28 protein-coding genes and 1 tRNA gene are annotated in these 23,279 nt (G+C 65.7%); 14 read left to right on the top strand and 15 right to left on the bottom strand.

The window, feature by feature from the left end; all coding sequences use genetic code 11:
* Positions 1–146: 146 nt before the first annotated feature.
* From IHE49_RS02105 to IHE49_RS02120, 4 genes are all read right to left on the bottom strand, one after another.
* Positions 147–440, bottom strand: coding sequence for a GIY-YIG nuclease family protein (locus IHE49_RS02105; RefSeq protein ID WP_192154463.1), 294 nt, complete (start codon positions 438–440; stop codon positions 147–149).
* Between the two features lie 51 nt (positions 441–491).
* Entirely contained in the window at positions 492–1,871 is a 1,380-nt protein-coding gene (locus IHE49_RS02110; protein ID WP_192154465.1) for a PhoH family protein, read from the bottom strand.
* A gap of 82 nt (positions 1,872–1,953) precedes the next feature.
* A complete protein-coding gene (locus tag IHE49_RS02115; RefSeq protein ID WP_192154466.1) occupies positions 1,954–2,415 on the bottom strand; it encodes a peroxiredoxin in 462 nt (153 codons plus the stop codon).
* A gap of 360 nt (positions 2,416–2,775) precedes the next feature.
* Complete coding sequence (locus IHE49_RS02120; protein ID WP_192154467.1) at positions 2,776–3,336, bottom strand: ACT domain-containing protein; 561 nt, start codon at positions 3,334–3,336, stop codon at positions 2,776–2,778.
* 83 nt (positions 3,337–3,419) lie between these two features.
* Between IHE49_RS02120 and dapA the strand changes: the two genes are divergently transcribed.
* Both dapA and IHE49_RS02130 read left to right on the top strand, forming a co-directional pair.
* Positions 3,420–4,346 (top strand): 4-hydroxy-tetrahydrodipicolinate synthase, encoded by a 927-nt coding sequence (gene dapA, locus IHE49_RS02125; RefSeq protein WP_192154468.1) that lies wholly within the window; start codon positions 3,420–3,422, stop codon positions 4,344–4,346.
* 51 nt (positions 4,347–4,397) lie between these two features.
* On the top strand, positions 4,398–4,958 hold the full coding sequence (locus IHE49_RS02130) for a hypothetical protein (protein WP_192154469.1): 561 nt from the start codon (positions 4,398–4,400) through the stop codon (positions 4,956–4,958).
* Between the two features lie 130 nt (positions 4,959–5,088).
* Here the strand turns inward: IHE49_RS02130 and fdxA are convergent, their stop codons facing one another.
* Both fdxA and IHE49_RS02140 read right to left on the bottom strand, forming a co-directional pair.
* A complete protein-coding gene (gene fdxA, locus IHE49_RS02135; RefSeq protein ID WP_192154471.1) occupies positions 5,089–5,412 on the bottom strand; it encodes a ferredoxin FdxA in 324 nt (107 codons plus the stop codon).
* Positions 5,413–5,931: 519 nt separating this feature from the next.
* Positions 5,932–6,007 (bottom strand) — tRNA-Glu (locus IHE49_RS02140).
* Between the two features lie 144 nt (positions 6,008–6,151).
* Here IHE49_RS02140 and pcnB point away from each other — a divergent pair.
* The 5 genes from pcnB to panD all read left to right on the top strand — a co-directional run bounded on the left by pcnB (position 6,152) and on the right by panD (position 10,234).
* Complete coding sequence (gene pcnB / locus IHE49_RS02145; protein WP_192154473.1) at positions 6,152–7,504, top strand: polynucleotide adenylyltransferase PcnB; 1,353 nt, start codon at positions 6,152–6,154, stop codon at positions 7,502–7,504.
* Entirely contained in the window at positions 7,501–7,998 is a 498-nt protein-coding gene (gene folK / locus IHE49_RS02150) for a 2-amino-4-hydroxy-6-hydroxymethyldihydropteridine diphosphokinase (protein WP_192154475.1), read from the top strand. The genes pcnB and folK overlap by 4 nt, the downstream gene beginning before the upstream one ends.
* 46 nt (positions 7,999–8,044) lie before the next feature.
* Complete coding sequence (panB, locus tag IHE49_RS02155; RefSeq protein ID WP_192154477.1) at positions 8,045–8,875, top strand: 3-methyl-2-oxobutanoate hydroxymethyltransferase; 831 nt, start codon at positions 8,045–8,047, stop codon at positions 8,873–8,875.
* Between the two features lie 25 nt (positions 8,876–8,900).
* Positions 8,901–9,746, top strand: a complete 846-nt coding sequence (panC, locus tag IHE49_RS02160; protein ID WP_192154479.1) for a pantoate--beta-alanine ligase — start codon at positions 8,901–8,903, stop codon at positions 9,744–9,746.
* A gap of 101 nt (positions 9,747–9,847) precedes the next feature.
* A complete protein-coding gene (gene panD / locus IHE49_RS02165) occupies positions 9,848–10,234 on the top strand; it encodes an aspartate 1-decarboxylase (protein ID WP_192154483.1) in 387 nt (128 codons plus the stop codon).
* Positions 10,235–10,478: 244 nt separating this feature from the next.
* On the opposite strand, the gene IHE49_RS02170 is transcribed toward panD, so the two are convergent.
* The 3 genes from IHE49_RS02170 to IHE49_RS02180 all read right to left on the bottom strand — a co-directional run bounded on the left by IHE49_RS02170 (position 10,479) and on the right by IHE49_RS02180 (position 13,099).
* The gene (locus tag IHE49_RS02170) at positions 10,479–11,234 is read right to left on the bottom strand and encodes a MetQ/NlpA family ABC transporter substrate-binding protein (RefSeq protein WP_225578161.1); all 756 of its coding nucleotides are present in this window, start codon (positions 11,232–11,234) and stop codon (positions 10,479–10,481) included.
* Between the two features lie 180 nt (positions 11,235–11,414).
* Entirely contained in the window at positions 11,415–12,098 is a 684-nt protein-coding gene (locus IHE49_RS02175; RefSeq protein WP_192154487.1) for a methionine ABC transporter permease, read from the bottom strand.
* On the bottom strand, positions 12,095–13,099 hold the full coding sequence (locus IHE49_RS02180) for a methionine ABC transporter ATP-binding protein (RefSeq protein WP_192155393.1): 1,005 nt from the start codon (positions 13,097–13,099) through the stop codon (positions 12,095–12,097). Before IHE49_RS02180 ends, IHE49_RS02175 begins: the two co-directional genes overlap by 4 nt.
* A gap of 78 nt (positions 13,100–13,177) precedes the next feature.
* Between IHE49_RS02180 and IHE49_RS02185 the strand changes: the two genes are divergently transcribed.
* Positions 13,178–13,663, top strand: coding sequence for a glutathione peroxidase (locus tag IHE49_RS02185; RefSeq protein WP_192154489.1), 486 nt, complete (start codon positions 13,178–13,180; stop codon positions 13,661–13,663).
* Positions 13,664–13,669: 6 nt separating this feature from the next.
* Here IHE49_RS02185 and dacB read toward each other — a convergent pair whose 3' ends face one another.
* Complete coding sequence (gene dacB / locus IHE49_RS02190; protein ID WP_192154491.1) at positions 13,670–15,211, bottom strand: D-alanyl-D-alanine carboxypeptidase/D-alanyl-D-alanine-endopeptidase; 1,542 nt, start codon at positions 15,209–15,211, stop codon at positions 13,670–13,672.
* 89 nt (positions 15,212–15,300) lie between these two features.
* On the opposite strand from dacB, the gene IHE49_RS02195 reads away from it, so the two are divergent.
* Both IHE49_RS02195 and IHE49_RS02200 read left to right on the top strand, forming a co-directional pair.
* Positions 15,301–15,783 (top strand): peptidylprolyl isomerase, encoded by a 483-nt coding sequence (locus IHE49_RS02195; protein WP_192154493.1) that lies wholly within the window; start codon positions 15,301–15,303, stop codon positions 15,781–15,783.
* 21 nt (positions 15,784–15,804) lie between these two features.
* Complete coding sequence (locus tag IHE49_RS02200; protein WP_192154495.1) at positions 15,805–16,977, top strand: NAD(P)/FAD-dependent oxidoreductase; 1,173 nt, start codon at positions 15,805–15,807, stop codon at positions 16,975–16,977.
* Here the strand turns inward: IHE49_RS02200 and IHE49_RS02205 are convergent.
* From IHE49_RS02205 to IHE49_RS02220, 4 genes are all read right to left on the bottom strand, one after another.
* The gene (locus tag IHE49_RS02205) at positions 16,974–17,435 is read right to left on the bottom strand and encodes a GNAT family N-acetyltransferase (protein ID WP_192154497.1); all 462 of its coding nucleotides are present in this window, start codon (positions 17,433–17,435) and stop codon (positions 16,974–16,976) included. The genes IHE49_RS02200 and IHE49_RS02205 overlap by 4 nt on opposite strands.
* A gap of 106 nt (positions 17,436–17,541) precedes the next feature.
* On the bottom strand, positions 17,542–18,624 hold the full coding sequence (locus IHE49_RS02210) for a phospholipase A (protein ID WP_192154499.1): 1,083 nt from the start codon (positions 18,622–18,624) through the stop codon (positions 17,542–17,544).
* Between the two features lie 31 nt (positions 18,625–18,655).
* Positions 18,656–18,823 (bottom strand): hypothetical protein, encoded by a 168-nt coding sequence (locus IHE49_RS02215; protein WP_192154501.1) that lies wholly within the window; start codon positions 18,821–18,823, stop codon positions 18,656–18,658.
* A 1-nt stretch (position 18,824) separates the two neighbouring features.
* Complete coding sequence (locus IHE49_RS02220) at positions 18,825–19,199, bottom strand: hypothetical protein (RefSeq protein ID WP_192154502.1); 375 nt, start codon at positions 19,197–19,199, stop codon at positions 18,825–18,827.
* Between the two features lie 232 nt (positions 19,200–19,431).
* Here IHE49_RS02220 and IHE49_RS02225 point away from each other — a divergent pair, with 232 nt between their 5' ends.
* The gene (locus tag IHE49_RS02225) at positions 19,432–20,601 is read left to right on the top strand and encodes a crosslink repair DNA glycosylase YcaQ family protein (RefSeq protein ID WP_192155395.1); all 1,170 of its coding nucleotides are present in this window, start codon (positions 19,432–19,434) and stop codon (positions 20,599–20,601) included.
* A 247-nt stretch (positions 20,602–20,848) separates the two neighbouring features.
* Here IHE49_RS02225 and IHE49_RS02230 read toward each other — a convergent pair whose 3' ends face one another.
* The gene (locus IHE49_RS02230; protein WP_225578162.1) at positions 20,849–21,187 is read right to left on the bottom strand and encodes a hypothetical protein; all 339 of its coding nucleotides are present in this window, start codon (positions 21,185–21,187) and stop codon (positions 20,849–20,851) included.
* Between the two features lie 241 nt (positions 21,188–21,428).
* On the opposite strand from IHE49_RS02230, the gene IHE49_RS02235 reads away from it, so the two are divergent.
* The 3 genes from IHE49_RS02235 (at position 21,429) to IHE49_RS02245 (ending at position 23,261) form a co-directional block, all read left to right on the top strand.
* On the top strand, positions 21,429–21,638 hold the full coding sequence (locus tag IHE49_RS02235; protein ID WP_192104674.1) for a cold-shock protein: 210 nt from the start codon (positions 21,429–21,431) through the stop codon (positions 21,636–21,638).
* Between the two features lie 342 nt (positions 21,639–21,980).
* Positions 21,981–22,190, top strand: a complete 210-nt coding sequence (locus IHE49_RS02240; RefSeq protein ID WP_077482570.1) for a cold-shock protein — start codon at positions 21,981–21,983, stop codon at positions 22,188–22,190.
* 171 nt (positions 22,191–22,361) lie between these two features.
* A complete protein-coding gene (locus IHE49_RS02245) occupies positions 22,362–23,261 on the top strand; it encodes an alpha/beta fold hydrolase (RefSeq protein ID WP_192154504.1) in 900 nt (299 codons plus the stop codon).
* The last annotated feature ends 18 nt before the right edge of the window (positions 23,262–23,279 follow it).

The raw sequence follows: 23,279 nt of genomic DNA on the forward strand, positions 1-23,279 counted from the left end.
ATATGGGTGAATGTGGCGTCAGGTGATGGCTGCGACCAGGCATGTGGTGTGGTCGCTGCTGGATTCCGGGCTGCGCCGGAATGACGATCAAAAGCAGAGCACTGGCGGATTTCGTGCTCGTCATTCCGGCGCAGGCCAGAATCCAGTTAGAGCAACGTCGGATAAAGGTCACGCCATCCGGGATTCTCGCCTTCGATCAGCCTCGACTTCCAGGCGCGCTTCCATTCTTTGAGTTGTTTCTCACGGAGAATGCCGGACTCCATCGTTTCATGTAGCTCATACCAGACCAGATCGTGGACGTGATGGTGCGATGTGGAGCTCCGGACGGCTTCGTTGCGATGTTGCCAGATGCGGCCGACCAGGTTGCTGGTGACACCGATGTACAAGGTGCCATTCCGTCGGCAGGCAAGCATGTACACGCAGGGCTGTCGCCAATCCATGGCGTGGTTTCCACTGGATGCCGGCCTGCGCCGGCATGACGATCAAGAGCTCTACAACGCCTCCGAAGCGAAATCCGCCAGCCGCGAGCGTTCGCCGCGCCGCAGGGTGACGTGCGCCGAATGCTCCCACTGCTTGAAGCGGTCCACCGCGTAGGTGAGGCCGGAGGTGGTTTCCGTGAGGTAGGGCGTGTCGATCTGCTCCACATTGCCCAGGCACACGATCTTGGTGCCGGGGCCGGCGCGGGTGATCAGGGTCTTCATCTGTTTGGGCGTGAGGTTCTGCGCCTCGTCGATGATCAGGTAGCGCGACAGGAAGGTGCGTCCGCGCATGAAGTTGAGCGAGCGGATCTTGATGCGCGAGGCGAGCAGGTCGTTAGTGGCCTGGCGGCCCCAGCTGCCGCCTTCCTCGGGGTTGGCGAGCACCTCGAGGTTGTCGGTGAGCGCACCCATCCACGGCGTCATCTTTTCTTCCTCAGTGCCGGGAAGGAAGCCGATGTCCTCGCCCACGCTCACCGTGGCGCGGGTCATGATGATCTCGCGATAGCGCTGCTGGTCCATCACCTGTGCCAGGCCTGCCGCGAGCGCGAGCAGGGTCTTGCCGGTGCCGGCGGTACCGAGCAGGGTGACGAAATCCACGTCCGGATCCATCAACACGTTGAGCGCGAAGTTCTGTTCGCGGTTGCGTGCGGCGATGCCCCAGACATGGTGGTTGGCATGGCTGTGGTCGTCCATCAGCGCGAGCGTGGCTTTGTCTTCGTCCAGCTTGAGCACGCGCAGCTCCACGCCGCCTTCGCCGGGCAGGTACAGGCACTGGTTGGGATACCAGTCCTCGTCTTCGCGGCGTGAAAGCTTGTAGTAGGTGCGGCCGCGCTCGTTCCACGACTCCACTTCCGGGTGCGCGTCCCAGAAGTTCTCGGGCAGCGCGGTGGAGCCGGTGTAGAGCAGGGCGAAGTCGTCCAGCGCGCGGTCGTTCTCGTAGTCCTCCGCGTCGATGCCGTAGATCTTCGCCTTGATGCGGAGGTTGATGTCCTTGCTGACCAGGATCACCGAGCGCTCGGGGTTCTGGTCGCGCAACTCGATCACCGCGGCGAGGATCAGGTTGTCCGCCTTGCCGTGGTTGGCGGTGGTGCGCTGCTGGAAATACAACCGGCCCACCGCGGCACCGCGCTTGAGATTGACGCCCTGCGGATTGGCCAGCTCCAGCCCGTTGCTGATGCCGTGGCCGTTGCCACGCACGATCAGTTCGTTGAGGAAGCGGCTGACCTGGCGGCCGTTGCGCGAAACTTCCGAGCCGCCTTTCTTCTTCTCGTCCAGCTCCTCCAGCACCGTCATCGGGATGAACACGTCGTGTTCCTCGAAGCGGAACAACGAGGTGGGATCGTGCAGCAGCACGTTGGTGTCCAGAACGTAGATGCGCTTGCTTGCGGTCATGCGGCAGGAACCTCGCGTGGGACGAGACGAAGGGAGCGCGGCATCGCGGATGCCGCGGGGAGGATGGCTTGAAGTGGCGCGGTCACTTGGCGGGAATGGCGTCGAGCACGGCCTGCGCGTGGCCTGGCACCTTCACGCCCAGCCACTCGGCGGCGAGCTTGCCGTCCGGGTCGATGAGGAAGGTGCTGCGCACGATGCCCATGTGGCGCTTGCCGTAGAGCACCTTCTCGTGGATCACGTCGAAGGCCTTGCACCAGGTTTCGTCCGCGTCGGATACCAGCGGGAACGGCAGTTCCTGCTTCGTAGCGAAGTTGGCGTGGGACTTCACCGAATCGCGCGAGATACCGATGACTTCGGCGTTGCGCTTCTTGAACTTCGCGTACAGGTCGCGGAAGTCCTTGGCTTCGTTGGTGCAGCCGGGGGTGGCATCCTTGGGGTAGAAATACACCACGATCCATTGGCCCTTGAGGTCGGCGAGTTTCAGCGTGCTGCCGTCGCCGGTGGTGCCGCTCAGGGCGGGGGCCTTCTTTCCGATGTCTGGCATGGTCTCTCCGGAAACCCGGTGGGGTTTCGCTGCTGTGCGTGGAGAGACTAGCGCGATGAATGTTACGGATGACAGCCTTGTCAGGCGGTCATCGGCGGAGCATCCTGAGAGTCTGTTTGCGCGCCCGGCATTGCTTGCCTTGCCGCGGCCGTCAGGTGGCATCGCATGGCGCAGCGCCTGCCTGGTCAATCCGCGTGCTGCCGGGTGGCCGCCGGGGCAGGGCAATCCGAAGGGTCCGTCTGTTTGCCCGCATCCCTGCGTCACTGCTCGTTCCTGGACTGACGTGCGCTCACCCATTCTTCCTTTGGTCCGCGCGCAGGCGGATCCCGGCGCGGGCCATGCGGAGAGCGCAAACAGACTCTAGAACTTCACCGGATCCATGATCGCATCCAGGTTCAGCCCGTCGCACAGTTCCAGGAAGTCGTCGCGCAAGGCGGCGATGTGCACGTCGGCCGGAATGCCAATCGTGAATTGCGCCTGGAACATCTCCGCGCCGGTCTGCATCGCGAGGTAACGGGTGGAGTGCAACTGTTCCACGCTGATGCCCTGCTGGCTGAAGAACTCCACGATTCGCGCCACGATGCCGGGGCGGTCGGCGGAGATGATCTCCACCATGTACGGCAGCAAGTGCGAATTGGGTTCGCGCGGCGTGGTGCGGTAGTGGGCGAGGCGCAGGTTCTCGTCGCGAGCCAGCTTGTTCAGGGCGGTTTCGAGCTTGGCCAGCGCGTCCCAGGCGCCGTTGGCCAGCAGCATGATCGACACTTCGTTGCCTATCGTGGCCACACGCGACTCGGCCAGGCTGCAGCCGGCGTCGGCGATGCGGCGGGTCAGTGCGGTGAGTGGCGAATGGGCGGCCGAGGTCAGTGCGTGGATCAGCAGCTGATTGTCGCTGCCCGAACGGGCGTGGGGCGTCGATTTCAATGGAGTGGCCTGTGCCGGAACCCGCGCGGCGCGGGAATCGCGCCAGCCAGCTTACTTGCCGCTCCTGCAAGCCCGCAAGTAACATGCAAGGCTGGTTTATCAAGCGGTATCCGACCTTGGACATTCGCGGAAGCATCTGCGCGCTGGCCACGCCGTTCGCGCCCGACGGCGCGCTCGACTTGCCGGCGTTCGCGCGCCTGCTCGACCATCAACTCGCCGGCGGCACGCAGGCGCTGGTGGTGGCGGGCTCCACCGGCGAAGCGCACATGCTCGAACACGACGAGTTCGACCGTCTGCTCGCGTTCGCGGTGGAGCATGTCGCCGGTCGCGTGCCGGTGATCGCCGGAACCGGTGAGGCGGGTACCGCGAAAACCGTTGCGGTCACGCGCCGCGCCAAGGCCTTGGGGGCCGATGCTGCGCTGGTGGTGACGCCCTATTACGTGCGCCCCACGCAGGAAGGCATGCGCCGCCACTTCCTCGAAGTCGCCGAGCACGGCGGCCTGCCGGTACTGCTTTACAACGTGCCAACGCGCACCGCCTGCGACCTGTTGCCGGAGACGGTGGCGCAGCTTGCCGGACATCCGGCGATCGTCGGCATCAAGGAAGCGCGTGCCGACGCCGAGCGCATTGCCGCGCTCGCGGAACTTGCGCGCCCGGATTTCGTCTATCTCTCCGGCGACGACGGTACGGCCGGGCAGGCCATGCTGGCCGGTGCCGCCGGTACAATCTCGGTGGTGGCGAATCTGGTGCCAAAGATGTTCCGTGCGCTGTGCGACGCGGCCATCGGTGGCGACCGGGCTGCCACGGTACGTTGCGATGATGCGTTGGCACCCCTGATGCAGGCGTTGAACTGCGCACCGAACCCGATTGCGGTAAAGGCCGGCCTGCCGGAGCTGGGGTTGGGTCTGGCGTTGCCGCGGCTGCCGTTGGTGGAGCTGGCCGAAGGCCCGGAGCGTGCCCGTTTGCGCGAGACACTGTCCACTCTGGCATCCTTGGCACGCGCTGCCTGATCGAAAGCCGCCTAGGCGGCCATCAACGAACCTTCCACGGAAAACCCTTGCATGAAGAAATCCTCGCTACTCGTGACCCTGCCGGCATTGGCCCTCGCAGGCCTGCTGCTTTCCGGTTGCGGCATGTTCCGATCCACGAAATCGTGGGAAACGGCCAAGCAGGAGTCCCCGCTGGAAATCCCGCCGGGCATGGACACGCCGCCGGCGACCGCTGCGCTGGTGATCCCGCCGCCGGGTTCGGGCCAGATCCAGCCTGCGCCCATACCCGGCGCGATCTCCGATGCCTTCGTGGTGTCCGGGTCCGTCGACGGCGCCTACCAGAAGGTGGGCCAGCTGCTGGCTGCCACTGGCAGCGCAGGCCAGGTGACCAGCCATGACGACAGCGCACACAGCTATACGGTGAATGTGGTGGGCGGCGAAGCGGTGGCGAAGAAGCGTGGCTTCTTTAGCCGCATGTTCCACCACGACAAGAGCACGGCCGACACCGCCACGCATGTGGTGCAGGTCACGGTGAACCCCAGCGGAAACAGTGCCAGCGAAGTGCGCGTGCAGGGTGACGAAGGCGCGGTCGCCAAGCTCATCGACGCGTTGAAGAAAGGCATTGGCAGCTGATCGCTGATCCGCCGATATTCCTGCAAACGAAAATGCCGCCCATCGGGCGGCATTTTTGTTGAGCAGCGCGCCAGTGTGGCTGCCCGTCTGATCTTCGCGATCCTGGATGATCGCAAGGCGATTCCGGTTCTTAGCGCTGCAGCAGCTCGAGCTTGTCCGGCTTGCCTTCCCATTCCTTCGCGTCGGCCAGGCCGTCCTTGCGCTCGGTGATCACCGGCCACGCCTTGGCCAGCTCGGCGTTCAGTGCCACGAAACCTTCCTGGCCGCCGGGCACGTCGTCTTCCGGATAGATCGCGTTGATCGGGCACTCCGGTTCGCACAGCGTGCAGTCGATGCATTCGTCCGGGTCGATCACGAGGAAATTCGGGCCTTCGTGGAAGGCATCGACCGGACAGACTTCCACGCAGTCGGTGTACTTGCACTTGATGCAGTTGTCGGTGACGACGAAGGTCATGGGTGGCGCTCTTGCGGTTGGGCGTTGGCAAGTATGACCGCAATGCGCGTCGGGTGAAAAGTCGCGGCCGCGACTTGTGCGCGATCTTTTCGCCCACTGGCGGGAATGGAGTTGAGCGAGGTTTTTGCTTGCGTGCTCTCCAGGGCGGCAACGCGGATTCGGTTGCATGCGAGCGCTCGAGTTCCTGTTTCTTTGCCGCGTATGGACCGGAAAGAAGGGACTGGAGAAACGGCTGGCTTCAATCCGCCGGGATTACAAATAGCTGTGTCGAGGAGGTCGGAGCCGCCCCGCCTATGCGATAGACGGCGCTGCCACGCCGCGCAGTATCCGATAGCCGAGGTAAAGGCAGTTGCCGTAGCGGCAGCTGCAAAAACAAACGGCACGATCGCTTGATCGTGCCGGCTGTTCCTGAGAAGTACGGCCATGGATGGCCGCGGTTGGCGCTCGGGCGGAGCGGCTGCCAGAAGCTTGCCACTTCGCCACGCCAGGCGGCGATTCCGGACGAATCGCACAAATAAATGGCGCTCCCAACGAGGTTCGAACTCGTGTTCCCGCCTTGAGAGGGCGGTGTCCTAGACCGCTAGACGATGGGAGCGCAGTCTTACGGAGCGCGGTAGTATAGCGGAATTGTTACGCTCGGCAATGCCGCGGCGATGACGGCTATCATCCACGGCTTGCAGGCCGTCGCGCCGTCGCGAAGCGGCGTGCCGGACAAGTACCCGCCAGGAATCCCAGCCGCTTGAATCCCGAAGCCAGGAACGACGCCAGGCCCGCGCTGCGCATCATCCCGCGCGAGCAGCACACGATTTCCCGCAAGAACATCAGCAAGGCCGCGCTGCGCGTGCTGTACCGCCTCAACGAGGCGGGCTACGACGCCTTCCTGGTCGGCGGCGCCGTGCGCGATTTGCTGCTGGGGGGCCGACCCAAGGATTTCGACGTGGCTACCAACGCCACGCCGGACGAGGTGAAAAAGCTGTTCCGCAACTGCCGCCTGATCGGCCGCCGCTTCCGCCTGGCCCACGTCGTGTTCGGGCCGGAAATCATCGAGGTGGCCACCTTCCGGGGTACCGGCGAGGAAGAGGGGGCGGAGGGCGAGCGGCACATCGTCGACGGCCGCATCGTGCGCGACAACGTGTGGGGCTCGATCGAGGAGGATGCGCTGCGTCGCGACTTCCGCGTCAATGCGATGTACTACGGCGTCAACGATTTCTCGGTGCGCGACTACGTGGGCGGCATGCAGGATCTCGAAGACCGCGTGCTGCGCCTGATCGGCGATCCGGTCACGAGGTACCGCGAGGATCCGGTGCGTATGCTGCGCGCGGCGCGGCTGGCCGCCAAGCTCGGCTTCACCATCGATGCGGCCGCCTCCGCGCCGTTCGCGGAGCTGGGCTCGTTGTTGCTGGAGGCCTCGCCAGCGCGCCTGTTCGACGAGTCGCTGAAGATGTTCCTCGCGGGACATGGGCTGAAGAGTTTCCGCATGCTCGAACAATGCGGCCTGTTGCAGTTCCTGTTCCCTGCCACGGCGCGTGCGCTGAAGCGCGGCGACGAGGCACTGCGCGCGCTGGTCGAGCAGGGCCTGGCGAACACCGACGAACGCGTGGTGGAGGGCAAGTCGGTGACGCCGGCTTTCCTGTTCGCCGTGCTGCTGTGGGGCGAGGTGCGCGATCTGGCGCACCACCAGATCGCCCGCGGCAAGGATGCCAATGAAGCCTGGACGCAAGCCGCGATGCAGGTGGTGGCCGAGCAGTGCCAACGCGTGGCGATCCCCCGGCGTTTCACCCTAACCATGGAAGAAATCTGGTCGCTGCAGCCGCGCTTCGAGCAGATCCAGCGCAAGAAGGTGCTGCGCCTGCTGACGCATCCGCGGTTCCGCGCTGCGTTCGATTTCCTGCTGCTGCGCGCGCACGAGTCGTCGGCGATCCGCGAGCTGGGCCTGTGGTGGGATCACGCGCAGCAGTTGCCGCACGACACGCTGGCGGCGGCCTTGCCGACACACGGCGGCGGCAACGATCCCGAGATGCCCGCGGCGGCGACCAGCCCCGCGCGCAAGCGGCGCCGGCGCAAGCCTTCAGCGAAATCGAAACCGGTGTGACCGCCGCCTACGTCGCATTGGGCAGCAATCTGGGCGATCCGCGCAGGCAGGTGCTGGATGCCGTGGATGCGCTGGCAGACCTGCCAGGCACACGGCTGCTCCGCCGCTCACGCCTGTACCGCACGCCACCGTGGGGCGTGCTGGAGCAGCCGTCCTTCGTCAACGCCGCCGCCTTGCTGGAAACCAGCCTCCAGCCGCACGCGTTGCTGGAGGCCTTGCTCGCCATCGAGCAACGCGCCGGTCGCGTGCGCGCCGAACGCAACGGGCCGCGCACCCTGGACCTCGATCTGCTGCACATGGCCGGCGTGCAGCTCGATGGTGCCAGCCTGACGCTGCCGCATCCGCGCATCGCCGAGCGCGCCTTCGTGCTGTTGCCGCTGGCTGACCTGGCGCCAGACCTCGTGTTGCCGGGTCAGGGTCGCGTGGCCGACCTGCTCGCCGTGGTGGATGCGCAAGGCTGCGAGTGCCTGGACGAAGGCCGGCTGGCCGAATGATGCGGCGCAGCGGATAATCGACGGACTCCTGATTCGAGACAACATCGTGTACGTGGATCCCGCCACTGTTCCAGCGCGCAAACCGGTCACCGTTCCCGGCCTGCATGCCATGAAGGCCGAAGGCCGTCGCATCACCGTGCTCACCGCCTACGACTACAGCCTCGCCGCGCAGGTGGAACTGGCCGGCATCGACGTGGCACTGGTGGGCGACTCGCTGGGCATGGTGGTGCAGGGCCACAAGAGCACCTTGCCGGTGACGCTGGACCATATGGTCTACCACACGCAGGCGGTGGCGCGCGGGCTGTCGGCCACGCTGTTGGTGACCGATCTGCCGTTCATGGCCGACCGCGATGTTTCGCACGCCTTGCAGGCCGGTGCGCGGCTGGTGGGCGAGGCGGGCGCGGCGATGGTGAAGATCGAGGGTGCCGCACCGCACATCCTGGAGGCGATTTCCGCGCTGGTGGTGCGCGCGATCCCGGTCTGTGCGCACCTGGGCCTCACGCCGCAGTCGGTGCACAAGTTCGGCGGCTTCCGCATCCAGGGCCGCGAGCAGGAAACGGCCGACCGCATCTTCGCCGAAGCCCAGGCCGTGCAGGCCGCGGGCGCGGACCTGCTGGTGCTGGAGGGCGTGCCCACCGCGCTGGGCACGCGGGTGACCCAGGAACTGAAGATTCCGGTGATCGGCATCGGCGCCGGCCCGGACTGCGACGGCCAGGTGCTGGTGATCCAGGACATGCTTGGCATCACGCCGGGCAAGCGGCCCAAGTTCAGCAAGGATTTCCTCGCCGGCCGCGATTCTGTGGCGGCTGCGCTCGCCGCCTATGCGGCCGACGTGCGAAGCGGAGCTTTCCCCGCCCCCGAGCACTGCTTCAACTAAGCCTCCATCGACCGAGAAACACGCCATGCAAACCGTGCAAGACGCTCCGGCGCTGCGCGCCGCCATCCGCGGCTGGCGCTCCCAGGGCCAGACGGTCGGACTGGTGCCGACCATGGGCAACCTGCATGCGGGGCACCACTCGCTGCTGAAGCTGGCGCGCGCGCGCGCCGACCGCGTGGTGGCCACGGTGTTCGTCAACCCCACCCAGTTCGGCCCGAACGAGGATTTCGAGCGCTATCCGCGCACCCTGGTGCAGGACCAGGCCGGCCTCGCGGAGCATGGCTGCGACCTGCTGTTCGCTCCCGAAGTGGCCACCATGTACCCGTTCGGCGCCGCGCAGAGCGTGAGCATCCACGTGCCGGGCATCACCGACACGCTGGAGGGGGCGCATCGTCCCGGCCATTTCGACGGCGTGGCCACCGTGGTGTGCAAGCTGTTCAACCTGGTGCAGCCGGACCTGGCCGTATTCGGCCAGAAGGATTTCCAGCAGCTCAAGGTGATCGAGCGCATGGTGCGCGACCTCGGCTTGCCGCTGAAGGTAATGGGTGCGCCCACACTGCGCGCCGACGACGGGCTGGCGCTCAGTTCGCGCAACCAGTACCTCTCCGAAGCGGAACGCAGGCAGGCGCCGCTGATTCGGCAGACCCTGCAGCAGATGCGTGACCTGCTGGACAAGGGGCACGCGCGGCGCATCATCGAGGAAGCCGCGCAATCGAAGCTGGAGCGGGCGGGTTTCCTGCCCGACTACGCGGTGATCCGCCGCGCCGAAGACCTGTCCGAGCCGGCTGACGGTGAGCGCGAGGGGCTGGTGGCGCTGATCGCCGCGCGGCTGGGCACCACGCGTTTGATCGACAACCTTCCGTTTGACTGAATCGCCCCCATTTCCGGGCCATAATCGCTGATGTTGCAGTGCAATGTCGGCAGTTCGATAATGCGCATCGACGCGGGACGTCCCCGCAGGAAATCGAAGTCATGCACCTGAACATGTTCAAGGCGAAGATCCATCGCGCCACTGTCAGCCACGCCGAGCTGCACTACGAAGGCTCGATCGCCATCGACGGCAACCTGCTCGACGCCGCGGGCATCCGCGAGTACGAGCAGATCCATGCCTGGGACATCGACAATGGTCAGCGCTTCGTCACCTATGCGCTGCGTGCCGAAGAAGGCTCGGGCATCATCTCGGTGAACGGCAGCGCCGCACGCAGCGTGCAGGTGGGCGACCTCATCATCATCGCCGCGTTCGCGCAGATCGACGAGAAAGAGTTGGCGCAGTTCCAGCCCACCTGCGTCTACGTGGACGAGAAGAACCGCATCACCCACACCAATCGCTCGATCCCGAAGCAGATGGCGGCCGCCTGAGCGACGGTTGACCTGGGGCGCCCCCCTCTCTGCTTGGGGGGCTTTTGCATTTCGCCCGTCATTCCGGCGCAGGCCGGAATCCAGCGACGGCATGGCTTAAATGATGAGTGCGGGTTGCCGCTGGACGACTCGCTGCGCCCGCCCCTTCAGGGCTGCCGTACGGGCGTCCTGTGCGCTTCGCGCTTGTCCGACCTCGCCGGGATGACGATCATCCGTGCGCGAGCGGCGCTCACCCGGCAGCGGCTCAGAACGCAGGCAGCACCGCGCCCCGGTACTTTTGCTCGATGAACGCCTTGATCGCCGGGCTGGTCAGCGCCTGCGCCAGCTTCTGCACGCGCGGGTCGTTCCGGTTGTCGGGGCGACCCACCAGGTAGTTCACGTAAGGCGAATCCTTGCTCTCGATCAGCAGTGCATCCTTGGTGGGGTTCAGGCCTGCCGCCAGCGCGTAGTTGGTGTTGATCAGCGCCAGGTCCACTTCGTCCAGCGTGCGGGGCAGCATCGCCGCCTCCAGTTCCTTGAACTGCAAGTGCTTCGGGTTCGCCGTGATGTCCTTGGGCGTGGCCAGCGCGTTGGCCGGATCCTTCAGCGTGATCAGGCTGTTTTTCGCCAGCAACAACAGGGCGCGGCCCTCGTTGCTGGGGTCGTTCGGCAGCGCCACGGTGGCTCCGTCCGGCAACTGGTCGATGCTCCTGATCTTGCGCGAATAGGCGCCGAACGGCTCGATGTGTACGCCCACGACAGGCACCAGGTTGGTGCCGTGCTCGCGATTGAAGGCGTCGAGATAGGGTCCGGTCTGGAAATAGTTGAGGTCGATGTTCTTCTCGGCCACCTGCGTGTTCGGCTGCACGTAGTCGGCGAACACCTTGATCTCCAGCTTCACGCCTTCCTTCGCAAGGATGGGCTGTGCCTGCTTCAGGATTTCCGCGTGCGGCACGGCGGTCGCAGCCACGACCAGCGTGTCAGCATCCTGCTTCGGCGCGGAGCAGGCCGCGAGCAACAGGGCGACGGCCGCGGCGCCGGCGACGCGCAACGCGCTCCTCACGAGGGTTTGCGCGCCACGCCAGCGAGCAGCAGCAACGACAGAATGGCGGAGAGGGAGGCGAGCAGCAGCATGGATCATGGCGGTTTCCGGGAGGAGTTCCAGACTAGATAGCCAAACCTTGGCGGGGAAATAACCAGATCAGTGGCGCTTATAACGCGCCACGATGCGGTCACCCATCATCTGCAGCAGCTGCACCAGCACCACCAGCAGCGCCACGGTAACCAGCATGTAGTCGGATTTGTAGCTGAGGTAGCCGTAACGATAGGCCAGGTCGCCCAGGCCGCCGGAGCCGATCGCGCCGCCCATCGCGGTATAGCCCACCAGGGCGATGGCGGTGACCGTGATGCCGGCGGCGATGCCGCCGCGCGCCTCGGGCAGCAGCACATGGCGTACGATCTGCCAGGTGCTGGCGCCCATAGCCTGCGCGGCTTCGATCACGCCCTGTTGTACCTCGCGCAGCGCGGTTTCCACCAGTCGCGCGAAGAACGGCGCGGCGCCGATCACCAGCGGCGGGATCGCGCCGCGTACGCCCAGCTTGGTGCCCACCAGCGCGTAGGTGACCGGCATCAGCACGATCATCAGGATGATGAAGGGCACCGAGCGCAGCACGTTCACCAGCAGCGAGACGACACCGTAGAACTTCGGCATCGCGCGCAGCTGCCCCTTGCCGGTGAGGTAGAGCAGGACGCCCAGCGGCAGGCCGATCAGCACGGTGAGCGCCAACGAGCCGCCAAGCATCAGCAGGGTGTCGATGCAGGCATGGCCGAGTTCGCCCCAGTCGTCGATGTTGGGGAACAGGCTTTGCAGCGGCGAGGCGATCATGCGCCCATCTCCTCGATCTCGATGCCGGCTGCGCGCAGGGCGACCAGCGCGGCGTCGGTGTCCGCGCCCTCCAGCGCCAGGGTGAGCTGGCCGTAGGGCAGGTCCTTGATGCGGTCGATGCGGCCGGCCAGCAGGTTGAAATCCACGCCGTGCTCGCGCATCACGCGGCTCAGTACCGGCTGCAGCGTGGCGCCGCCGCGGAAGGTCAGCCGCATCACGCGGCCGGCGACTCCCGGCGCCTGCGCCGTGGCAGCTTCCTCGGGCAGTGCCTCTTCCACGAAGCGCCGCGTGGTGGCATGCCGGGGATGCAGGAACACGTCGGCCACCGTGCCGCTTTCCACGATGCAGCCGGCATCGAGCACCGCGACGCGGTCGCAGATGCGGCGCACTACGTCCATCTCGTGGGTGATCAGCACGATGGTGAGCTTCAGCTCGCGATTGATCGATGCCAGAAGGTCGAGCACAGAAGCCGTGGTCTGCGGGTCGAGTGCGCTGGTGGCCTCGTCGCACAGCAGGATGTCGGGGCGGTTCGCCAGCGCGCGCGCGATGCCCACGCGCTGTTTCTGGCCGCCGGAGAGCTGCGAAGGGTATTTGCCTGCATGCTCGCTGAGGCCGACGCGCGCGAGCAGTTCGTCCACGCGTTCGCGGACCTTCTCCGCATCGCGTTCACCGGCAAGGCGCAGCGGGAACGCCACGTTGTCGGCTACGGTCTGCGAGGCAAGCAGGTTGAAGTGCTGGAAGATCATGCCGATGCGCCGCCGCTGCGCGCGCAACGCGGGTTCGGGCAGCGCGGTCATCTCGGTGTCGCCGATCAGGATGCGTCCGCCGCTGGGCCGTTCCAGCAGGTTGATCAGGCGGATCAGCGTGGACTTGCCCGCGCCGGAATGGCCGATGATGCCGAACACCTCTCCATCCACGATGTCGAGGTTGAACGGCTGCAGCGCGGGAACCTCCCGGCCGTCCACGCGGTAGGACTTGTGTACGTCGAGGAAGCGGATCACGGAAGTCATGGCGTCGGGTCGGGCGAGTATTCTACCCGCTGTCCGGCCTTCCATACGGCCATACACGAGGATCACGCGATGAGCGACATCTATGGCTTCAGCGCCCGCGACATCGAAGGCAACGAGCGTTCGTTCGCCGAATGGCGGGGCAAGACCCTGCTGGTCGTCAACGTGGCCTCCAAATGCGGCTTCACGCCGCAATATGCCGGGCTGGAAAAGCTGTGGCGCGAATGGCGCGAGCGCGGCCTGGTGGTACTGGGCTTCCCTTGCGACCAGTTCGGCCACCAGGAGCCGGGCGACGAGGCGGAAATCCGCAACTTCTGCAGCACCAGCTACGACGTGAGCTTTCCGATGTTCGCCAAGGTCGAGGTGAACGGCGCGAATGCGCATCCGCTGTACAAGTGGCTCAAGAGCGAGGGCAAGGGCATCCTCGGCAGCGAGGCGATCAAGTGGAACTTCACCAAGTTCCTGGTCGATGCCCAGGGGCAGGTGGTGAAGCGCTATGCGCCTACCGATACGCCGGAAAAGATCGGCAAGGAGCTGGAGTGCCTGCCCGGCACGTGAGCTGACTCAGTCGCTGCCGCGCCAGCCGGCCAGCAATTGCACAATGGCATCGACGTCGTGGTTGGCCGACGGCTCGCCGTCATCGCGACGGTAGTTGTTGAGCATGATCGTGAAGGCGAGTCGCTGGCCGTCCGCCGCGGTGACGTAACCGGCAATGCAGTGCACGTAGGCCATGCTGCCGGTCTTGGCATGCACGTTGTCGGTGGCAGCGCCGTCGCGCATCCGCCATTCCAGCGTGCCGTCCACGCCGCCCACCGGGAGCATGGCCTGCAATGCGCCTGCCCACGGCTGCATGGCGATGACCTGCAGCAGGCGCGTCATTGCGGCAGGTGTCACCAGATCGCTGCGCGACAGGCCGCTGCCTTCCTCCATCAGTACCGATGACGGCGCGATGTCGATGCGTTCCAGCAGGTCGTGCAGCGCGCGCAACCCCCACGCTTCGCTGCTGAGGAAGCCGATGGGCGCGCCAGGCTGGTTTGCAGCCACGGCCTGTGCACTGACGCCGTCCAGTTGCAGCAGGTTCTGCAGATAGAGGTTCTGCGAGCGCTTGAGACCCTGGGCGAGGATGCCGCTCACCGGCGGCGACAGCACTTCGGCCAGCACCTTCGCGTTGGCACGCAATGCATCGTCGCGTTCCGGCCACGCGAGCACGCGCAGGCCGCCGGTCAGCCGGATGCCGTGGCGTGCCAGTGCCGCGCGCAATTCCTCGCCCGCTTGCTGCGCCGGGTCGGGAATCGCCAGCTGGTAGGTTCGCGTCGCCGCGCCTTCGGCAATGCTGCCGAAGGCATGCAGCAGCGCATCGCCGGGAGCGCGATAGAGATTGAAGTCGTCGGGCGTCCGTGGTGGCGAAGTAGTCAGCGTGCTTGCCAGCGGCGGTGCCGCCGCGCCGGGGGCGAAACTCAGTTGTGGCGGTTGGCCGGCAACGGTGGCGGGCGTCACGGTCAGCGCCACGGTGTTCTCGTGCACGCTCAGCGCCGAAGCCGGTGCGGCGAACCAGCCCAGCAGGTCACTGGCTTCCCAGCCCTTGCCCAGTGGCGGTCCGGAAAAATATGTGGCGTCGGCGACCAGGTCGCCATGCACCTCTTCGATGCCGCGTGCGGCCAGCTGCGCGGCAAGGTCATCCGCCCAATCGGGATTGGCGCCCGGTGTGCCCAGCGTGGGATCGCCCATGCCGTACAGCAGGAGTGGACCATCCAGCCTTGCGTGGCGGATGGGGGCGGCCGAGAGCAGACGCGTGGGGATGCGGGATTGTGGGTCGAGCGTTTCCATCGTCAGCGCCGCAGTGAACAGCTTGGCGGTGGATGCCGGTTCGAACAGCTTGCCGGACTGGTGCGCGTACAGCGTGCGGCCGCTGTCCAGCGACGCCACGGCGATGCCCCAGTCGGCGGCGGCGTAGCGTGGTTGGCGGATGACCGCGTCGATTTGCGTGCTCAGCGAACGGCGGCTTTGCGCAGCGACAGGCGCGGTGTCGGATGCCGCCGCCGAGAGCGCGGCGCACGGCAGGGTCAGCGGGCACAGCAGCACGGCGATCCACAGGGCGGCTTTCATGAGCGGAGTATCGCAAAGTCGCCATCTGCTAGGCTTGTATGCTCATGCCGGCACGAAACCGGCTCTTTTACCGATACCGGAACACCGTCATGCAGATCGCCAAGAACTCCGCCGTCACCTTCCACTACACGCTCACCGACGACGACGGCCAGGTCGTCGACAGCTCCGCCGGCCGCGAGCCGCTGGCCTACCTGCATGGCCATGGCCATATCGTGCCGGGTCTGGAGAAGCAGATGGAGGGCCGCCAGATCGGCGACAAGTTCGACGCCCACGTGGAGCCGGAGGAAGGCTACGGCGTGCGCCACGAGGAACTGGTGCAGGAAGTGCCGCGCGAGGCGTTCCAGGGCGTGGCCGACATCCAGCCCGGCATGCAGTTCCAGGGCCATGGCCCGCAGGGTGTCATCAACGTCACCGTGACCAAGGTCGAGGACGACAAGGTGCACATCGACGGCAACCATCCGCTGGCCGGCAAGCCGCTGCATTTCGCCATCGAAGTCACCGGCGTGCGCGAAGCCAGCGACGAAGAGCTGTCGCACGGCCATGTGCATGGCGCAGGTGGCCATCACCACTGACGCACGATCATGCAGGGACGCATGAAGATCGCCATCGTGGGTTACGGCGCCGCCGGTCAGGCGGCGTCGTTGTTTCTGGCCGGACAAGGGCATCGCCTGAGTGTGTTCGAGCAAGCGAGCGCGCCGGGGCCGGTGGGCGCGGGCTTCCTGCTGCAGCCCACCGGACTGGCGGTGCTGGCCCGGCTCGGCCTGCACGAGCAGGCGCTGGCGCAAGGCCAGCGCATCGAGTCGCTGCATGGCTGCAACACGCGTGGCCGGCAGGTGATGGCCATGCGCTACGCCGACCATGCGCCGGATTGCTTCGGCCTGGGCATGAGCCGCGGCAGCCTGTTTTCCCTGCTGCGCGATGCCTATGCCGAGGCCGACGATATCCATGTCGGCACACGCATCGTCGGCGTGGATGCCGAAGCCGGCCTTCTGTTCGACGAACACAGCGGAAGGCACGGCCCGTTCGACCTGATCGTGGCCGCCGATGGCGCAGGCTCGCGTTTGCGTGCTGGCCTGCCTGGGCTGGCCGCGCGCGACGTGGTCTATCCATGGGGTGCGGTGTGGTGCCTGCTGCCCGCCGGGGACTGGGCGCATGCTGATACTTTGCAGCAGCGCTACGCCGGCGCGCGCGAGATGATCGGCCTGTTGCCGGTGGGGCACCGTGTCGACCGCGACGGTCGCTGGTTGACCTTCTACTTCAGCTTGCCGGGCGAGCAAGTGGATGCTTTCGATGCTGTGGCGCTTTCACGCCTGCAAGCGCGGGTAGCGGTGCTGTGGCCCGAGGCGTCGCCGCTGCTGGCCCGTATCGACGCGCCGGAGCAGTTGCATCGTGCGCGCTATCGCGACGTGGTGATGCGGGTGCCGCATCGCGGTCGCGTGGTATTCCTCGGGGATTCGGCGCATGCGATGAGCCCGCAGCTTGGCCAGGGCGTGAACATGGCACTCCTGGATGCGCAGTCGCTGGCGGATGCATTGACCGCACACGACGACCTCGCACTCGCCTTGCGTGCGCATGTGCGCACGCGTCGCCGCCATCTGCAGGTGTACCAGTCCATGAGCCGCTGGCTCACGCCGCTGTTCCAGTCGAAGCACGACCGTCTGGCCCAATTGCGCGATCTCGCCTTCGGACCGTTGGGCCGCTTCCCGCTGGCGCGCGGGCAGATGCTGCGCATCCTCACGGGTACCAAGCAGGGCTGGTGGCGCTAGAGCATCTTGCGGTAAACGACGAAGCCCGATTTCTCGGCGACCTGGTCGTAGAGCCGCATCGCGGTAGCGTTGCTCTCATGGGTCTGCCAGTACACGCGCGGCGCGCGCGCCGATTGCGCGAGTTCGTAGACGCGCTCGATCAGGGCGCGACCCGCGCCCAGGCCCCGCGCGGCCGGCGCCGTGAAGAGGTCCTGCAGGTAGCAAGTCGGCGCGATCTGGATCGTGCTGCGATGGAACAGGTAGTGCGCCAGGCCGAGCAGCGCGCCGTCGCGTTCGGCCACCAGTGCATGTACGGGTTCGTCGGGATCTTGGAAGCGCGCCCAGGTGGTGCGGGTGATCTCTTCCGGCAGGGCAGTGGGGCCGCTGCGGCCGTAGAACGCGTTGTAGCCGTCCCACAAGGGTCGCCACGCGGCATAGTCGTCGGCGATCACGGGGCGGATCGATAGCGTGTCGTTCATGGATTGCTCGCGATTGCGTGCCTTGTTGAGGAGTGCGACCAAGGATGGCCGCGGCTTGATCCTCGCGCTCATGGATGAGCGAAAACTAGCGAGAGGGTGCGATTGCTCAGTACCAATCGAGCAACGACACCCCCACGCCGAAATAGGTGGCGTTGTGGTTGTAGTCGATCATGCTTTCGCCGTAGCCCTTGAACAGTTCCATATAGCCGCGCAGGTTGCCGGCGATCGGAAAACTCCAGGTGAAGCGCGCGGCGCCGTGGTTGTCGTCGCCGAGGCTCAGCGAGTCGCGCAGCATCAGGCCGAATTCCTGCCCGTTCCATTCGTGGATGATCTGCACGTCGGCGCGGCCCATGTATTTGCTGATGTCCGGATTGTCGTCGTCGCTGCGCGCTTCGGGAATCCGCCACCACGGGCGGAACACGATGGTCCAGCCGGGGCGCTCGAAGCCGAAGTCGGCGATCACGCGGTTCCAGCTGCGCGAGAGCGGATTGCTGCGGCCGTTGGACTGATGGTCGACGCCAATGCCGAACATGTGACCGTCCCAGCCCAGCAGCTGGTAGTTCGTGTCGAACACCAGCAACGCCTCGGGCTCGTAGTCGGTCTCGCGGAACGGGCGCGATATCTCGGCGTTGTACACCTGCCAACGCGAGCTTTGGGTGTAGCCCACCCACAGGTCGCCCACGTCGCCGAACACTCCTTGCCATATCTTGGTCTTGAGGCTCAGCTGGAATTTTCCCTCGACGTTCTGCAGCTGCTGGGGCGTCTGCACGGTGTTGTCTGGGTTCGGGCTGTGCGGCATGTTGTTCTGGTTGCTGGTGGCAAACACCGGCATCGCGTACACCGGCTGGTAGCCGCGCAGGTTGAAGGTGCCGAGCTTGCTCTGGGGGGACAACTCCCAGCGGCTGTCCAGCAGCGACATGGGCGTCGATACCTCGGCGGATTCCGGTGCAGCGACCGTGGCTTGTCTGTCGTGGGCGAACACGCCGGCATTCGCTGCGGCGGGCTGATCCTTGCGCTTCTGCGCGCTCGGCAACCGGTCGCGCCCGGTGGCGCGGTCGTAGCAGGCCAGTCGCTGCGAGTCGCTTTCGATCGCGGTGCAGGCACGGATATCCAGCGGGTTGGGATTTTGCGCGTGGCAGATGCCGGCGGCGAAAGCGCCGATCAAAAGCAGGAGGCGAAGCTGTTTCATGACGACTCCGTCGCACGGATGTGCGTGAAGTCTAGGCCATGTGCGGCGATGGCTCTCCGATCAGCGACGCAAATCGCCGGGGCGAACCTGGCATCGCGGCAACGGCCTCGCGCAGGCAACTTCCAAGGCCGAATTTTATGGATGGTGGTTGCAAAAAAAAATCGGCCGCATCGAATGCGGCCGATTTGAATTCCAGCATGTCACTGCATCTGCTTCACCCACGCTTCGTACTGCGTTTTGTTGATGCGCTGGGCACCATGGCTGGCGTTGAGAAAGTCGTTGGCCAACGGCGGGTAGGCGGCGGCCTGCTCCTCGGTGATCGACTTGCCGCCGCCGGAGAGCTGGCTGAAGGGGGGCGCCGGAGCAAGCTGCGGTGCGGCAGGCGGCACGCTGCGCACGGTCACGTCGGGCGGCGGCATCGGCGCCGGCGCGGCCGTTTGCGCGGGTGGCTGCTGCATGCTGTCTTGCGACGGTGGCGGCTGCGTCTGGCCGGTTTGGTCTTGTGCGAAAGCCGCGCCAGCGAAGATCAGGGTGGCGGTAGCGAGAACGGGCAACAACGCGTTGCGTGCTTTCATGATCATTTCTCCATGCCAGAATGTCTGAGGGAGCGCAGGCCCTGCTGGCGATCACAGGCGGTATCAGGCATCGGCCCGGCTCGTGATCGACCCTAGCAGAGGTAGCGTAAATGCCATCGCAATACTCTTGTGGAGCTGGCGTGAAGGCGGTGTGTCGTTGAACGCGGCTTCAGCAAGCGCGATCCCGTTGAGCCTGTCGCAGGCACGTGCGCTGCAACTGCATGCGCAAGGGATGCTGCAGGCGCCGCGCCGCAAACCGCGTCGCGAGGACGTGGTGGCAGCCATCGAGCGCATGCGTCTGCTGCAGATCGACTCCATCCACGTGGTCGCGCGCAGCCCGTATATGGTGTTGCACTCGCGCCTTGGCGATTACCCGGTGGCGTGGCTGGACGAGGCGCTGGGCGACGGCCGCATCGCCGAGTGCTGGGCGCACGAAGCCTGCTTCGTCGGCGCCCGCGATCTCGCCGTGCATCGTGCATGGCGGGAGCGCGGCAGCCATTGGGCACAGCGCCATGCCGAGCGCATGCATCGCGAACACAAGCCGTCGATGGACGCGCTGCTTGCGCGCATTCGTGGGGAAGGGCCGGTGCTTGCCTCGGATTTTCCGCGCGAGGATCGCGGCGTCTCCGGCTGGTGGGAATGGAAGCCGGAGAAACGCTGGCTGGAAGCATGGTTTGCGCTGGGCGACCTGATGGTGACGCGGCGCGAACGCTTCCAGCGCGTATACGACCTCGCCGAGCGTGTGCTGGCCACGCTCGATCCACCGTTCTCCCCCAGTGAACTCGATACGGAACAGCTGCGCCGGCACTTCATCCTCGACAGCGTGCGCGCGCTGGGCATCACGCAGGCGCGCTGGATCGCCGATTACTTCCGACTCAAGCCGGCAGTGACGTCGCGCGAGTTGGCTCCCCTCCTGGCCGAGGGCGAACTGCTGGAAGTGGCGGTGCGCGGCTGGGACGCTCCAGGCTACGTGCATCGCGAACATGCCACTGTGCTGGAGCGGGCGCGCGGCGGACGCCTGCGCGCCACGCACACCACGCTGCTGTCACCGTTCGACCCTTTGGTGTGGGATCGCGCCCGTGCGCTGGCGATGTTCGATTTCGATTATCGCATCGAATGCTATGTGCCTGCGCCGAAACGGCGCTACGGCTACTACGTACTGCCGATCCTGCATCGTGGCGCGCTGATCGGTCGGCTGGATGCCAAGGCGCATCGTGCCGAAGGGGTGTTCGAGATCAAGGCCTTGTTTCTGGAGCCTGCTGTGGAACCCTCGCCGCGCCTAGCCGGGGAGTTGGCTGCAGCTATCGTGCGCACCGCAAATTGGCACGGTACGCCGAGGGTCCGTCTGGGGCGTTGTCGGCCGGCGGCGTTGGGGGCGATGTTGCGGGCTGAGTGGAAGTAGATTCGGCTGGTCACCGGGCTTCCGCTTTTCTTCCATTTGGGAAGTGAGGTGCAGGCGATAAAACGCTTTCGGTCACTGTGGGTGGACGAGCTACTTTCTTGTGTATCTACGCCCGCACCGGAATGCGTGCGAATGGCGAAGAGAAGGAACTCGGGTGCCGGCAGGTGTCCGAACCGCCTTGTGGCTTGCGAAGACGGCAAATCATGCAGGGACTCCTCAGCTTAAAAGCGAAGGAACCTCCGCCAGCTCAACGCGCCCCCGCCGCAATCGGCGTATCACAAGAACGCCCCTGCAGGTTCTGGCTCATCTGGTTGGCCAGCAGCCGGCAACGCGCATCCAGGTAGGGGCGTGCCTGCGGGCTTTGCGAAGCCTGCAGCAAGGTGTCGCGCATGGCCTGGTAGCGCGCCTGCAGCTGATCCGTCGGGTAGATCCCCGCTGCGCGATGGCAGGCCAGGTAGCTGGACAGATAGGCATCGCAAGAGGCTACGCCGGTAGCGGCGACCGGGGGTGGTGCGGCCGGGCGCGGTTTGGTGGTGGCGCAGCCGGCCAGCAGCAGGCCGGTGCACAGCGGAAGCAGCGGGCGCATATTCAAGCGGCAATCCTCGGTGCGGGATGGCCGATTCTCGCATCGGACGGTATCGCGCGGTTATCGGTTATCATGGTGGGACTGCGTTTGCCGGGGTCGCCAAGCACCGGTGACCCGATGCAGCCGATCCACGATCTGCCTCATCAGTTCACCCCGGGGTTGTTTTCCTTTGCACACCAGTAAGCCGGCTTCCGCATTTCGCGGCGGTCGAGTCTCTTTTTACCCATGTGGAGTGATTCAAATGTCTGATCGTCAGATCGGTACCGTCAAGTGGTTCAACGACGCCAAGGGCTTCGGCTTCATCGCCCGTGACAACGGCCCGGACGTGTTCGTGCATTTCCGCGCGATCACCGGCAACGGCTTCAAGAGCCTGCAGGAAGGCCAGAAGGTCAGCTTCAAGGTGGTGCAGGGCCAGAAGGGCCTGCAGGCCGACGAAGTCAGCGCCGCCTGATTGCCTGCAAGCGTCAAACGAAACCGGGCGGCAACGCCCGGTTTTTTTGTGCCCGGCATCCATGGCGTACGCCTCTCGGGCTTCGCCAGCACGGTTTCGAAAATCGCTTCCGGCGACTTTTTATGTCCGTGGCAGTCTTTTTTTAGGAGCTGCTTGACACTTCCCTCGCATTCCTGAATTTCCGTTATGCTTGGATTACTGCGTCTGCTTGGCCACGTGCGTGCCCGGTGTGGAACCGTTTCGATTCCATGTCGCTACACCCGACCCCGGCATGCCCAGTAAGCCGTCGGCCCTAGGGAGGTCGATTCGTCTCAAGCGTCTGGATTTGGATCGGAGTGAGTCATGTCGGATCGTGAAACGGGTACCGTCAAGTGGTTCAACGACGCCAAGGGGTTCGGCTTCATCAGCCGCGAGAATGGCCCTGACGTGTTCGTGCATTTCCGTGCCATCACCGGCACGGGCTTCAAGAGCCTGCAGGAAGGCCAGAAGGTGACGTTCAAGGTGGTGCAGGGCCAGAAGGGCCTGCAGGCCGAAGAAGTCGCTCCGGCGTGATCGCTGCCTTGCAAGCGGAAAGGGCCGGCGCAAGCCGGCCTTTTCTTTTCTGTTGCGACGGTCCTTGATCGCGAAGATCAAACGGGCGGCCGTCCATGGCTGGCCGTTGCCTTTGCAATCATCCTTGATCGCTAGGATCAAATGGGCGGCCATCCACGGCCGCACTTTTCAATGAGCCCCACAACCGCTACTGAACCCACCGTGCTGCCGCTGACGATGGCCGACGGCGCGCGCGCCGAGCTGCTGTGCGTGGCACCGGATGGCGAACCGCGCGACGCCGTGTTCTGGCTGCCGGCGATGGGTATGCCGGCCAAGCATTACTTGCCGCTGGCTGCCGCGCTGGCGGCGCGGGGCGTGGCGGTGGCACTGCACGAATGGCGTGGTATCGGTTCCAGCAGCCTGCGCGCCAGCCATCGCTGCAACTGGAGCTATCGCGAGTTGCTGCAGCTCGACCTGCCTGCCGGCATGGCCGCCTTGCGTGCGCATTGGCCGCAGGCACGCGCGTGGGTGGGCGGTCACAGCCTGGGAGGGCAGCTGGCTTGCCTGTATGCCGCGTTGCATCCGGGCGACATGGCGGGCATCGCACTCGTGGCCAGCGGCGCGCCGTACTGGCGGCGATTCCGCCACGGCACGCTGGTCGGTATGGCCTATGTTTTGGCGCCCCTGCTGGCGGCACTGCGTGGGCACCTGCCCGGTCGGCGCATCGGTTTTGGTGGCAACGAGGCGCGCGGTGTCATTGCCGACTGGGCGCGCAGCGGGCGCACCGGCCGTTATGCGGCAGCGGGCATGGCCGAGGATTTCGAACAAAGGCTGGCCGCGCTGGAACTGCCGGTACTGGCGCAGCGCATGCGCGACGACTGGCTGGGCCCGGCCGCCTCGCTGGACTGGCTGCTGGGAAAGATGCCGCATGCCTTGCGTCGGCACAAACAGGTTACGCCCGACGATCTCGGGGGCGCCCCCGCTGATCATTTCAGCTGGATGAAGGCACCCGGCAGCATCGCTGCGCGCATGGTCGAATGGATCGCCACAGACGACGCGGTGTTCACAACACCGCACCATTCCAGCCCTTGATGTAGCTGCATCATGCCG

Origin of the sequence: Rhodanobacter sp. 7MK24, assembly GCF_014842995.1 — a bacterium.
Lineage (GTDB): Bacteria > Pseudomonadota > Gammaproteobacteria > Xanthomonadales > Rhodanobacteraceae > Rhodanobacter_A.

What these genes read in the sequence shown, in the direction of transcription:
- panC (WP_192154479.1), top strand. Translation starts at nt 8,901, where the DNA reads ATGCAAACCGTGCAAGACGCTCCGGCGCTGCGCGCCGCCATCCGCGGC.
- IHE49_RS02240 (WP_077482570.1), top strand. Translation starts at nt 21,981, where the DNA reads ATGTCGGATCGTGAAACGGGTACCGTCAAGTGGTTCAACGACGCCAAG.
- IHE49_RS02200 (WP_192154495.1), top strand. Translation starts at nt 15,805, where the DNA reads ATGAAGATCGCCATCGTGGGTTACGGCGCCGCCGGTCAGGCGGCGTCG.
- IHE49_RS02105 (WP_192154463.1), bottom strand. Translation starts at nt 440, where the DNA reads ATGGATTGGCGACAGCCCTGCGTGTACATGCTTGCCTGCCGACGGAAT.
- fdxA (WP_192154471.1), bottom strand. Translation starts at nt 5,412, where the DNA reads ATGACCTTCGTCGTCACCGACAACTGCATCAAGTGCAAGTACACCGAC.
- IHE49_RS02230 (WP_225578162.1), bottom strand. Translation starts at nt 21,187, where the DNA reads ATGCGCCCGCTGCTTCCGCTGTGCACCGGCCTGCTGCTGGCCGGCTGC.
- IHE49_RS02175 (WP_192154487.1), bottom strand. Translation starts at nt 12,098, where the DNA reads ATGATCGCCTCGCCGCTGCAAAGCCTGTTCCCCAACATCGACGACTGG.
- IHE49_RS02205 (WP_192154497.1), bottom strand. Translation starts at nt 17,435, where the DNA reads ATGAACGACACGCTATCGATCCGCCCCGTGATCGCCGACGACTATGCC.
- IHE49_RS02245 (WP_192154504.1), top strand. Translation starts at nt 22,362, where the DNA reads ATGAGCCCCACAACCGCTACTGAACCCACCGTGCTGCCGCTGACGATG.
- panD (WP_192154483.1), top strand. Translation starts at nt 9,848, where the DNA reads ATGCACCTGAACATGTTCAAGGCGAAGATCCATCGCGCCACTGTCAGC.
- IHE49_RS02195 (WP_192154493.1), top strand. Translation starts at nt 15,301, where the DNA reads ATGCAGATCGCCAAGAACTCCGCCGTCACCTTCCACTACACGCTCACC.
- IHE49_RS02185 (WP_192154489.1), top strand. Translation starts at nt 13,178, where the DNA reads ATGAGCGACATCTATGGCTTCAGCGCCCGCGACATCGAAGGCAACGAG.
- dacB (WP_192154491.1), bottom strand. Translation starts at nt 15,211, where the DNA reads ATGAAAGCCGCCCTGTGGATCGCCGTGCTGCTGTGCCCGCTGACCCTG.
- IHE49_RS02220 (WP_192154502.1), bottom strand. Translation starts at nt 19,199, where the DNA reads ATGAAAGCACGCAACGCGTTGTTGCCCGTTCTCGCTACCGCCACCCTG.
- IHE49_RS02115 (WP_192154466.1), bottom strand. Translation starts at nt 2,415, where the DNA reads ATGCCAGACATCGGAAAGAAGGCCCCCGCCCTGAGCGGCACCACCGGC.
- IHE49_RS02225 (WP_192155395.1), top strand. Translation starts at nt 19,432, where the DNA reads ATGCTGCAGGCGCCGCGCCGCAAACCGCGTCGCGAGGACGTGGTGGCA.
- IHE49_RS02235 (WP_192104674.1), top strand. Translation starts at nt 21,429, where the DNA reads ATGTCTGATCGTCAGATCGGTACCGTCAAGTGGTTCAACGACGCCAAG.
- IHE49_RS02130 (WP_192154469.1), top strand. Translation starts at nt 4,398, where the DNA reads ATGAAGAAATCCTCGCTACTCGTGACCCTGCCGGCATTGGCCCTCGCA.
- IHE49_RS02215 (WP_192154501.1), bottom strand. Translation starts at nt 18,823, where the DNA reads ATGCTGGAATTCAAATCGGCCGCATTCGATGCGGCCGATTTTTTTTTG.
- dapA (WP_192154468.1), top strand. Translation starts at nt 3,420, where the DNA reads ATGCAAGGCTGGTTTATCAAGCGGTATCCGACCTTGGACATTCGCGGA.
- IHE49_RS02110 (WP_192154465.1), bottom strand. Translation starts at nt 1,871, where the DNA reads ATGACCGCAAGCAAGCGCATCTACGTTCTGGACACCAACGTGCTGCTG.
- IHE49_RS02210 (WP_192154499.1), bottom strand. Translation starts at nt 18,624, where the DNA reads ATGAAACAGCTTCGCCTCCTGCTTTTGATCGGCGCTTTCGCCGCCGGC.